Annotated in this window: 13 protein-coding genes; all 13 read left to right on the top strand. The window is 36.1% G+C overall.

Features of this window, described 5'->3' with window-relative positions; all coding sequences use genetic code 11:
- Positions 1 to 1,364 (top strand): glycosyltransferase (locus AB1488_05470; GenBank protein MEW6409545.1); only part of this gene is annotated, 1,364 nt, incomplete at its 5' end.
- Positions 1,365 to 1,368: 4 nt separating this feature from the next.
- Positions 1,369 to 2,127 (top strand): DUF4330 family protein, encoded by a 759-nt coding sequence (locus tag AB1488_05465; GenBank protein MEW6409544.1) that lies wholly within the window; start codon positions 1,369 to 1,371, stop codon positions 2,125 to 2,127.
- Between the two features lie 10 nt (positions 2,128 to 2,137).
- Positions 2,138 to 2,524, top strand: a complete 387-nt coding sequence (locus AB1488_05460; protein MEW6409543.1) for a hypothetical protein — start codon at positions 2,138 to 2,140, stop codon at positions 2,522 to 2,524.
- Complete coding sequence (locus AB1488_05455; GenBank protein MEW6409542.1) at positions 2,499 to 3,230, top strand: transglutaminase-like domain-containing protein; 732 nt, start codon at positions 2,499 to 2,501, stop codon at positions 3,228 to 3,230. Before AB1488_05460 ends, AB1488_05455 begins: the two co-directional genes overlap by 26 nt.
- Positions 3,231 to 3,352: 122 nt before the next feature.
- The gene (locus AB1488_05450; GenBank protein ID MEW6409541.1) at positions 3,353 to 4,636 is read left to right on the top strand and encodes an ATP-binding protein; all 1,284 of its coding nucleotides are present in this window, start codon (positions 3,353 to 3,355) and stop codon (positions 4,634 to 4,636) included.
- A gap of 113 nt (positions 4,637 to 4,749) precedes the next feature.
- Positions 4,750 to 6,081, top strand: coding sequence for an O-antigen ligase family protein (locus AB1488_05445; GenBank protein ID MEW6409540.1), 1,332 nt, complete (start codon positions 4,750 to 4,752; stop codon positions 6,079 to 6,081).
- On the top strand, positions 6,050 to 6,769 hold the full coding sequence (locus AB1488_05440; protein MEW6409539.1) for a glycosyltransferase family 2 protein: 720 nt from the start codon (positions 6,050 to 6,052) through the stop codon (positions 6,767 to 6,769). Before AB1488_05445 ends, AB1488_05440 begins: the two co-directional genes overlap by 32 nt.
- Positions 6,770 to 6,945: 176 nt before the next feature.
- Positions 6,946 to 7,194, top strand: a complete 249-nt coding sequence (locus tag AB1488_05435; protein ID MEW6409538.1) for a hypothetical protein — start codon at positions 6,946 to 6,948, stop codon at positions 7,192 to 7,194.
- Positions 7,181 to 7,684: a type II toxin-antitoxin system VapC family toxin gene (locus AB1488_05430; protein MEW6409537.1), complete on the top strand. Its 504-nt coding sequence runs from the start codon at positions 7,181 to 7,183 to the stop codon at positions 7,682 to 7,684. Before AB1488_05435 ends, AB1488_05430 begins: the two co-directional genes overlap by 14 nt.
- Before the next feature lie 11 nt (positions 7,685 to 7,695).
- Positions 7,696 to 9,114 (top strand): phosphoglucomutase/phosphomannomutase family protein, encoded by a 1,419-nt coding sequence (locus AB1488_05425; GenBank protein MEW6409536.1) that lies wholly within the window; start codon positions 7,696 to 7,698, stop codon positions 9,112 to 9,114.
- A 3-nt stretch (positions 9,115 to 9,117) separates the two neighbouring features.
- Positions 9,118 to 10,416 (top strand): phosphopyruvate hydratase, encoded by a 1,299-nt coding sequence (gene eno, locus AB1488_05420; protein MEW6409535.1) that lies wholly within the window; start codon positions 9,118 to 9,120, stop codon positions 10,414 to 10,416.
- A complete protein-coding gene (locus AB1488_05415) occupies positions 10,395 to 10,679 on the top strand; it encodes a septum formation initiator family protein (protein MEW6409534.1) in 285 nt (94 codons plus the stop codon). The genes eno and AB1488_05415 overlap by 22 nt, the downstream gene beginning before the upstream one ends.
- Positions 10,666 to 11,826: glycoside hydrolase family 57 protein (locus AB1488_05410; protein MEW6409533.1), on the top strand; the 1,161-nt coding region annotated here is incomplete at its 3' end. The genes AB1488_05415 and AB1488_05410, both read left to right, overlap by 14 nt.

The following is an 11,826-nucleotide window of genomic DNA, read 5'->3' as shown; positions in this document are numbered from 1 at the left end:
ATTTAAAAGAAACGACCGTATCATCAATGGATATAAATAAAAGAACACTTTTTATCTCATATAACGGTGCTATGGAACCTGTCTTGAAATCACAGGGTATTCCATATCTTCATGGCTTGTATAAAAAAGATTTTGAAATAACTTTATTGACATATGAGAAAAAGGGTGATCTTAAAAAGAAAGAGGAAATTAAAAAGATGAATGATACTCTGAGAGATGCTGGTATCAAATGGTATTATCTGACTTATCATAAAAATCCTTCATTTATTGCGACTGCATTTGATCTCTTTGTTGGATTAATTTACTCGAGTTTTTTAGTATTAAAAGAAGGTATTAAGATTGTTCATGCCAGAGGTGCTACGCCTTCTGTTATTGCATATGCATTGAAGAAATTATTCAGAATTAAATTTATTTTTGATATGCGAGGTTTTCTTGCAGATGAGTATGCAAGTGGAGAAATATGGAAAAAGAACGATTTTAAATATAAACTTGTTAAATGGTTTGAAAGATTATTCTTAAAGTCTGCTGATCATATAGTTGTTCTTACAGAAGCACATTATCATATTAATCGTAACCTTCCATATTTAAGTGGAGATAATAAGAGCATGACTGTCATTCCATGTTGTGTAGACTTAGATAGATTTAAACCACTACCACACAATTTATCCGATAAGTTTACCCCATTAGAAAGCCCCGCCATTTATGGTGGGGATGATATAGACCCCCTTAGAAAATCAGTTTCTAACGGGGTAAATAAAGTTTTAATTCCTTGCAGAAAGGGCGGGGTTAAAGCCCCGTCCTTTCTAAGGGGGTTTACTTTTCTCTATCTTGGTGCTATCAGTCCATGGTATATGGTTGAAGAAATGCTTGACTTCTTTTTGACTGCGAAGACTAAGATTCCAAATGCCCATTTTGTTTTTCTTACTCAGAGCGACTTTAATCCTATCAAAAAGATATTAAACAAAAAGAATATAGAGCCTGAGTTTATTACATTTGTTAGACTTCCTCACGAAGAAGTGCATAAGTTTATTCCCCTTGTTAAGGCAGGCATTTTTTTTGATAAACCATTTAAGAGATTGGGTTCTTCTCCTATAAAGTTTGGTGAGTTTTTAGCATGTGGCATACCTGTGATTATCAATTATGGCATGGGTGATACAGAGAAAATTGTTAAAGAGAACAGGGTGGGGGTAGTAGTTGACGAGTTTTCTGAAGAAAGATATATAAAGGCAGTAAATGATTTAAAGGATTTAATGAGAGAAAATGATTTGAAAAACAGATGCAGAAAAACTGCTAAACAATACCTTTCGCTTGATAGTGGTATAGAAAAATATTTTGATATATACAATTCGTTGGTAGGCAAATAATCGTATGACTTTGATAGATGAAAAGGGACGTTTTTTAGGATTGGTTAATATATTAGATTTCTTGGTGATTATATTATTTTTAAGTTTTGCACCAATGTTTTACTACGCTTACGACTTGATATTTATTTACGATCCTAAGATAGATAAGATACATTATAAAATAGAGGAAGGACTTGTATCATTTACGATAAAAGGCAAACATTTTGACAGTAAGACCACCGTAACTGTTTTTCCAAAACCGGGCTATAAAAAAAGCTATAAAAGAGAAATAGGACATATTACTTATACCGATAGAAATACAATAAAGGGTAAATTTAAAAGTAGTGAAATGGAAACAATATATGATGTTGTTGTAGAAAATTCTAAAAATAGGATAGCAGTTTTAAAAGAAGGAATAAAAATTGATACTCAAAGAAATGTGTTTAATTTAAAGATAAAAATTAGAGAGATAAATCAAGATATAGGCCGGTTAATAATGCCAGGAGATAATATACTTAATTTGAATGATGTTGTAATAGGACGAGTTAAATCTATAATCAGCAACGAACCACGTACAGATATTTTATTGCGTGATGGAAAATACTTTGAACTTATAGATTCTGAGATAAGGAATATTACGATGCTACTGGAGTTATATGCTTTTAGGAGTGATGGTAGGTTTTATTATATGGATAGAGAAGTTGGAGTAGGTAATAGCATTGACCTTAAAACAGATAAATATACTATAAATGGTTTAGTGGTTGGCATTAAAAAGATAAAATAACTTAACTAAAATGAAAAGAGAATGGTTTGATAATAGTATATCGCTAAAAATTGTTAGAGTAATAAATAATAAGATTCCAATTGCATTGGAAAACAGTATTTTTTATACACTTCTTAAGAAAATAATCAGATATTTTTCGAGTAAACCAATTAAAATAGTACTAATTATTTTAATAACAGCTATCTTAACAAACATTGTAATGAATCTATTATTCAAAAATCAGTTGGATATATTTACTCTGATAGCGAAATTAGTATTTTTATTTCTTGTGGTGGTGTTTCTTGTGTCCAATGTTGATTGGAGTATAATCAGGGATAATAGTATTGCTGTAAAAATCCTTTTTAGAAGAAAGAATCTATCGAAAGAAATTAGTGGCAAAGAGGATATTATCGTATAAGACTGGTTTCTGGTTCTTCTTTTCTTTTTTTCTGATAGTCGCTATCCTCTTTGCCATTTTTTTTTACTTAGAGGTTAGCTACAAGGTTGGAATAAACTACTATGTTCATGAGAAGAAGATACCTTTGTTTAACAAGTTGGTTCACTTTGTTTCAAGAGACCTGCAATATAAAGAAATTATTGGCGAGATTCTTAAACCAGATATGGATGATAAAGATAAAATCATGGCTATCTATAAATGGACAATAGACAATACAAGGCTCCATCCACCTAATATGCCAGTTGTAGATGACCATGTAGCGCATGTTATTATTAGGGGTTACGGAGATAGCGATCAGATAGCGGATGTGTTTGCAACCCTCTGTGCGTATGCGGACATACCTGCCTTTATGAGATTTATTTCGCCCAAAAATAGAAAGGAAAGGTTAGGGATTGCCTTTGTGAAACACAAAGGAAAGTGGATTGTCTTTGATCCAGCTCATAGAAATATATTTGTGAATAGTCGTAATGAATGGGCAGGTGTTGAAGAGATAATTTCTGATATCTCCATTGTAAAGATGGCGAAGAATCAGCCAGTAGTAAATGGGCTGCCGTATTCTGATTATTTTAATAATCTAAAACCTGTGAAAGACATTGGTCTTACTAAAACAGAGGCACAGATGCCTTGTAAACGCCTGAAATATGAGGTAATGAAGTTTTTTAGATAAATTTATAGCTAAAGAATTTGGCTTATACTTTTCATAACACGTCTACAAAATGGGCAGGTCAAAATTATCCTTGACAAAGATCTAAAAATCATCTAAATTGTCCTTGTCAAAAGGACAAAAATATGATAGGCAGGCGTATCCTTGAGGAGATAATCGTATCAAATGAGGAATTTATTCTTAAACAAATAGGAAAGATCGTTGATAGAGAAGGAATCTTTTTTCCTGAAATTCTTAATAAGACAGTAGTATTTTATGGGGTAAGAAGAAGTGGCAAGACATTTATTTTATATGCGCTGTTTAAAAAATATAGAGATTATTCATTATATATAGATTTTGAAGACGAGCGTCTGCTTGGGTTTGAACTCAAGGACTTTGAAAGTTTGAAAGATGTAATGTTAGAACTAAGGCCACATCTTATAGGAAAAGACCTTGTGTTTTTACTGGATGAGGTTCAGAACATAGAAGGGTGGGAGAGGTTTTGCAGAAGGGCAGTAGAGCGTGAAAATATAAGGGTGTATGTAAGTGGTTCTTCCTCCAAAATGATGCCCTCTGAGATACATACAGAATTGAGAGGAAGAGCATGGAGTATAGAGGTATTGCCGTTTTCATTCAGAGAATATTTGCATGCTAAAGATATAGATTTAAGTGATAAGGGTCTTATATATGGCTCAAAAAAGGCACTTGTTAAGAAATACTTTTCTGAATATATGAAATGGGGAGGATTCCCTGAGGTCTCTTTCCTTGAATTGGAGATTGAAAAAACAAAACTTATAAAGGAATATTTTAGTGCAATGTATTTCAGGGATCTGGTTGAGAGATACAATATAACAAATATACCACTTTTAGAAAACCTTACAGATAAACTCTTCTCTTCATTTTCCCTGAAATTTTCCTTGACCTCATTTTATAAGCAGTATAAGGATAGATTTCCCTTTTCAAAGGATTTACTTTTCAGATACTATAAGCATTTTCTCCAGAGCATGCTTGTCTTTGAGGTAAGAAAGTTCGCTGAATCGGTCTATAAAAGGATGAGAAATCCTGCAAAAGTCTATCTTGTAGATACTGGATTATGCAGGAGGATAACCTCTGCTGATGCAGGGAGATTGTTAGAGAATATAGTATTTTTAGAGATGAGGAGAAGAGGCTATGAGGTTTTTTACTTTGAAGAGAAGAAAGAATGTGATTTTATAGCAAAAACCGAGAACAATAAATTATTTCCAATACAGGTAAGTTTTGAACTAAATCAAGAAAATAGCGAAAGAGAGATAGGTGGATTGATCGAAGCGTGCAGATGGCTTGGTACAAATGAAGGTATGATACTTACCTATGATGGGGAAAAGGATGTAAGTGAAAATGGAATTAATATAAAAGTATTTCCTATCTGGAAATGGTCACTTCAGCACTGATATACCCCCAACCACATCAATTGTGATATAAATCAGTATAAGCTGCATCCTTACATTCAAATAGTAGATTTTTAAGAATCAGACAGTTAGATTAAGATAAGGTTTAATAATAAATGGAAAAAATCAACACAATTAATCTTATAGATAACATTATTCTTCTATGTTTAATGATTTTGATAGTTGTGCTTCCTGTTGCGCATACGACGACTATCAGGTCTATAACACTATTCCTTCCACTGTTATTATTATGCTATAAGATGGTCTTAACAAAATCTCTGGAGTTAAAGAAGACGCCTCTGGATATTCCCATAATATTATTTTTGTTGTTCAGCGTTATTTCACTTTTTACTGCTGTTGATTTTGAATATTCCCTTAGAGAGTTCAGAGGAGAGGCGCTTAAATATTTTTTACTCTTTTATCTGATTGTTAACATTGACTTTGACGAAGAAAGGATAAAAAAAATCATTGCTGTTTTCTTTGGTGCAAATGTAATTATGGTAATATACGGCATTGTTGAATTTTACTACCACGGTGGTATTCTTATCAACCCACCTAATCCTATATACATGGCAAAATCATTACACTCAGGTGGAGGGACATATTCTACTTATCTGATTACTATCTTTCCTTTCTTATTTTTTGCTTATTACTATATGGAGAAAGGAATCTTAAAACTACTACTTTTAATCCTCTTACTTTTTAATATATTCTCTATTTATATAACACACAACAGGGGGGCATTGATTGCCGTGTTGGTTGAGATAGCCATTATTTTAGTAATGACCATATTATTTTTTAAAAAAAAGAAATTAGGCTATCTGATCCTTATAATGTCTATAATTGTAGTAGTTTCATTGATAACCGATAAGAGCTTTTTTCGTGGTGAAATAACCAATATGTTTGCTAAAAGTGAAGATAAAGTTCATACCCCCTTGACTGCAAGGCTTGATGTATGGAAATTTACGATTAAAAAAATAACGGAAGACCCTTTGAAAGGTACAGGCTTTGGCAGGATGAGTTTTTATAAAAAATACCCTCAGTTTCGAAAGAAATACGGTCATATGTGGCATACGCATAATACCTTTCTTGATATTGCGATTCAACTTGGAGTTTTAGGGTTAATTGCCTTTCTCTGGCTGATATTCAGGGTGTTAAAGATTAACTGGAGGCTTGCAAGAGACTCATTAGGGTTTCGTCCTGAGGCTCAATCCGAAGGAAAAGATAGACCTGCTCTGAATCAAGTTCAGGGGAGCTTGTCGAGCCGATTTAAGACATATTTTGGCTTATCTACATTTGTAATGGTTATCGGTTTTTTCATGAGAAATATGTTTGATGACTTTTATGTGGATGACTCTGCAATGCTTTTCTGGTTCTTGATTGGTTTGAGTGTTGTACTGTATTTAAGGAGGTCGCATGAAACTTTCGATAGTTGTCCCGGTATATAATGAAAAAAACTATGTAGAGGAAATGCTCAATAGGGTTCAACGCCTTGAGTTTCCACCTGAATGGAACCTTGAGAAAGAGGTGGTAGTTGTTGATGACTTCTCTACTGATGGTTCAAGGGAGATACTTAAAAAATTTAACAATCCTGTCATGATCTTGCCGAACCGACCTGCGTTCAAGGTTATTTTCCACGATAAAAATATGGGGAAGGGGGCTGCACTCAGGACAGGATTCAAGCATTTAACAGGGGATATAGTAGCAATTCAGGATGCAGACCTCGAATACGACCCCCTTGATTTAATCCCTATGATTAAACTTATACTTGAGGACAAAGCCGATGTAGTCTTTGGCTCACGCTTCTACGGAAATCCCCACAGGGTCATGTATTATCATCATTATATAGGAAACAGGATTATATCCACACTTATTAATATGCTCTACGATACTATGCTTACAGATGTTGAGACCTGCTACAAGGTCTTTAGAAGGAAGGTTCTCGATAGGATAGAGTTGACCTGTGATGATTTTGGATTTGAGGTCGAATTTACTGTAAAGACTGCGAAGACCAAACTGTGGAGAATATACGAAACGGGGATAAGTTATTACGGAAGGACTTATAATGAAGGCAAGAAGATAGGATGGAAAGACGGCATTAAGGCATTATGGTATGCCATAAAGTTCAGATTATAGTAGGGCAGGACTTTAGTCCTGCATCCCCAAATCTCTCCCTTAATCTCCCTCCACATTAGCTACCATGTATCCTATCAATAGTTTTCCATATGTAAGAATTCAAGAAAAAAATCTATATTTCTTGACAATCTTATCTTAACCTGCTATATTTCGAACAGAGAAAGAGGTGATATTCTATGAAAAAAAAACTTGGAACTATCTTAGATGAAGAGTTAGTGTTTAAAGCTAAACAGGTTGCTCTTTCTCAAGAGCAATCTCTTAGCAAGATATTGGAAGATGCCCTCAAGATGTATCTGCTTACAATTGACAGAAAAAAAGTGGAAAGGAAAAAGGATATATCTCAAAGTACATATGGGGCAATGAGTGTTTCAAAAACAGTCCTTAAGGCTGTAATGAAAGAAGAAGGCGTGTATGAGACTGGATAGTATTGAGTCAGGATCAGAGGTTTTTATTGATTCTAATATATTCATTTACCATTTTACTGGTGTATCTAACGAAAGTAATGCCTTTCTGAATAGATGTGAACAAGGTGATTTAAATGGTGTAACCTCTGTAAATGTCCTTTTAGAGGTACTTCACCGTTTAATGATGATCGAAGCTGTCAGAAAAAAGTTGGTAAGACCCCCGAATGTAGTCAAAAAACTCAAAAAAACTCCTGAAAAGATTAAACAACTGAATGAATATTCTATAAATACTCAAAGGATTGTTGAGATGGGCATAGCAGTTAAAACTATTTCCTTTGAGGCAATCCTTAAAAGTCAGACATTTAGAGCAGGATATGGACTGATGATTAATGATTCACTTATCGTTGCCAGCATGCAAGAGGAAGGCATTAAAGCATTAGCAACAAATGACAAGGTGTTCTCGAAGATCGAAGGAATATCTGTTTATAAACCAGGGGATGTAAGACTATAATACTGATGAATATGAGCAGGATTAAGTTTGGTACATCAGGGTGGAGGGCAAAGATAGCCGATGAATTTACATTTGCTAATGTAAGGTTAGTTGTTCAGTCTATTGCAGATTATATAGATTCAAAGAGATTAAAAGAAAAAGGTGTTATTGTAGGATACGATACCCGTTTTCTCTCAGAGAAGTTTGCTGAGGAGGCATCCAGCATAATTGCCGGTAATGGTATCAAGGGATATTTTTCTCTCAGGGATGTCCCTACCCCTGTTCTTTCATATGAGATATTAAGGAGAAAGACAGCAGGTGCTATTAATTTCACTGCAAGCCATAATCCTCCGGAATACGGTGGTATCAAATTTTCACCTGATTGGGGTGGTCCTGCACTCCCTGAGGTAACAGGCTATATAGAGGAAAGGATTAATACAATTTCGATAAATAACATCGCCACACTTCCGTTACATGAGGCACGGAATAGAGGTCTTTTAGAAAATATAGATATGCGCATGCCTTATCTAACAGATTTAAAGGAAAAGATCGACCTCAGTGCAATAAAAAAGTCGAAGCTCAAGATTGCTGTTGATTTACTTTATGGAACAGCGAGGGATTATCTTGATACAATCCTCAGGGAAAATGGATGTGAGATATCTGTGTTACATGGCTATAGAGACCCCTATTTCGGAGGTATGACTCCTGATCCATCAGAAAAAAACCTCTCAGAATTGAGAGGATTTGTCAAAAAAGGAGATTATGATCTTGGACTTGCTACCGATGGCGATGCTGATAGATTCGGGATAATAGATAAAGACGGAATATTTATAGAACCAAATTATATCATTGCCCTGCTGATGGATTATTTTGTCAGAGAGCGGGGATGGAAAGGGGATGTTGCAAGGACAGTTGCTACGACACATCTGGTCGATTCTGTTGCGAGATATCACGGTAGATATGTCCATGAGACACCTGTAGGATTTAAATATATAGGTGACCTTATCTCAAAAGATAAATTAATCATAGGAGGAGAAGAAAGTGCTGGTCTTAGTATTAAAGGACATATCCCTGAGAAAGATGGTATCCTTGCATGTCTCCTCGTGGCAGAGATGGTGGCTATTGAAGGCAAAACGATTAGCCAGATACTAAATGATTTATACAGGAAGATTGGCAAGATAGTTACCAAAAGGATTAACATTACCCTTACAGAGGGTATGAAAAACACCCTCGAAGAAAGACTCAAAGATGTTCCACCTTTTTTCGATGGACTCAGGGTGCGGGAAGTGGTTAAAATAGATGGTATAAAATACATACTCGAAGACAATAGCTGGATACTGATAAGGACTTCTGGCACAGAACCTGTTGTGAGGATTTATGCAGAGGCTGGCGACGAAAATAGATTGGAAGTGCTCCTGAACGCTGGGAAAAGATTCATTATGGGAGGGTAAGCCGTGAGCGAGATTGTGGAGGTAATAGCCAGGGAGATACTGGATTCGAGAGGGAATCCCACAGTAGAGGTGGATATACTCCTTGAAAGTGGTGCCTTTGGACGTGCAGCTGTTCCATCTGGCGCCTCAACAGGAGAAAGGGAAGCACTTGAACTAAGGGATGGTGGCAGCAGGTATCATGGAAAGGGTGTGAGGAATGCTATAAGGAATATCTATGAAGAGATAGCGCCAAAGATGCTTGGGACTGATGCACTTGAACAGGCTATGATAGATAACCTTCTTATAGAAATAGATGGCACAGAGAATAAAGGGCAACTTGGAGCAAATGCCATACTTGCAGTGTCTCTTGCTGTTGCAAAGGCTGCTGCCGATGAACTGGCACTTCCATTATACAGGTATATCGGAGGACCAGGGGCTAATGTGATGCCTGTTCCAATGATGAATATAATTAATGGGGGAGCCCATGCTGATAATAATGTAGACATTCAGGAGTTCATGGTTGTTCCAGTAGGTGCATCTTCTGTATCTGAGGCGATAAGAATGGGTTCAGAGATATTTCATAGCCTAAAAGATATTCTCAGGAGAAAAGGCTACAGTACATCGGTCGGTGATGAAGGAGGCTTTGCACCCAATCTCACATCAAACGAAGAGGCTATAATTTTGATAATAGAGGCTATAGAGAAAACGAAATATATTCCATCAGAAGATGTCTTTATAGCCCTCGATGTAGCAGCGAGTGAACTCTTTGCTGAGGGGTCGTATATTCTTAAGGGTGAGAAAAAACAAAAATGGTCATCAGAAGAGATGATCAACTTTTACGCTGATCTGGTAAAGAGATACCCTGTAGTCTCAATAGAGGATGGTATGTCAGAGGATGACTGGGATGGATGGAAATTGCTTACAAGAACAATGGGGGATAAGATACAGCTCGTCGGTGATGATGTCTTTGTTACAAACACAAAGATTATAAAAAGGGGAATAGATGAGGGGATTGCAAACTCGGTGCTTATTAAACTCAATCAGATAGGGACTCTGACTGAGACACTTCAGGCTATAGAGATGGCTAAAAGGGCAGGGTATACAACCATTATATCGCACAGGTCAGGAGAGACAGAGGATACAACAATAGCCGATTTATCTGTTGCATGTAATACAGGACAGATAAAGAGTGGCTCTGCGTCAAGGACAGACAGAATAGCAAAATACAACCAGCTTATAAGGATAGAGGAAGAACTTGGCAAGGCAGCTACCTTTAAAGGTAAAGAGGTCTTTAGACATCTATGCATAAAAAATACCCATTAAGATTTTTGATATATCTGCTCATCTTTTTTTATCTTGCCTTCTCGTTTATATTCGGTGACATGGGGCTTATAAAATACTACATGATGAAAGAAAAAGAGGCAAAGTTAGATGCAGAGATAAACAGATTGATTTCGGAGACCGAGAAACTCCATAAGGAAGTAGAGGCATTAAGGTCAGACCCGCAGTTTATTGAAGGAATTGCGAGAGATAAACTTGGAATGTCAAGACCAGGAGAGATAATATATCAATATGAAGAAAGATAAGCCGCTGTATATAAACTTTATCTGGCACATGCATCAGCCATATTATAAAGACCCTGAGACAGGAGATTATGTCCTTCCATGGGTTAGGCTTCACGGTATAAAGGATTACTACGATATGGTTGCAATCCTAAGAGATTTTCCGGAGATAAAGGCTACATTCAACATTGTTCCATCGCTTCTCAGTCAGATAAAGGACTATGTCGAGAATGGTGCTACTGATAGATGCCTTATACATACGCTGGTTCCAGCGGATAGCCTTGACCTTGAGAATAAGGTTTTCATACTGAATAATTTTTTCCTCGCAAACTGGGATAACATGATAAAGATATATTCAAGATATAACGAACTTCTCTCCAAGAGGGGCTATAATGTGGTAAAGGGAGAGATTGAAAGGATTTCAAGGTATTTCTCTACCCAGGATTTTCTTGATCTTCAGGTCTGGTTTAACCTCGCGTGGTTTGACCCATTGTTCAAGGATAAAGACCCATTTCTTTCATATCTGATTAAGAAGGGAAGGGATTTTACAGAGGAGGAAAAGAGTGGGCTTATTGAAAAGCAAAAGGAGATATTGTCGTTAATAATACCTGAATACAGGAAGGCAGAGTCATCCGCTCAGATAGAGCTATCAACCAGCCCATTTTATCATCCTATACTACCTCTGCTATGTGACACAAATATTGCAAAGGCATCCATGCCTGATATAAATCTACCAAAAATTAGATTTTCTCACTCTGAGGATGCTGTTGAGCATATAAATAGGGCGGTTGCATACCACTATGAGATATTTGGTAAAAAACCAAAAGGAATGTGGCCATCTGAGGGAGCTGTGAGTGAATCTATAATCCCCATTGCCGTCAATGCCGGTATTGAATGGATAGCTACCGATGAAGATATACTTTCAAGGTCGTTGGGCATCAATATCGAGAAAGACCCCTTTGGCGGTGTAAAAAAACCTGATATTCTTTACAAACCATATCGACTTTCAGGAGGTGAGATAAAAAAACTAACTATCTCACCTCCTAAAGGAGGAGTATCTATATTTTTCCGTGACCATACCCTTTCTGACCTTATCGGTTTTGTGTATTCAAAGTGGGACTATAGAAATGCTGTTGAAGATTTTATTTTTAGACTTCATAAAACACATAAG

Source organism: Nitrospirota bacterium (assembly GCA_040756155.1).
Classification (GTDB): Bacteria; Nitrospirota; Thermodesulfovibrionia; order JACRGW01; family JBFLZU01; genus JBFLZU01.
Note: the sequence above shows the minus strand (reverse complement) of the source record. Positions and strands in the feature narration are given on the sequence as shown.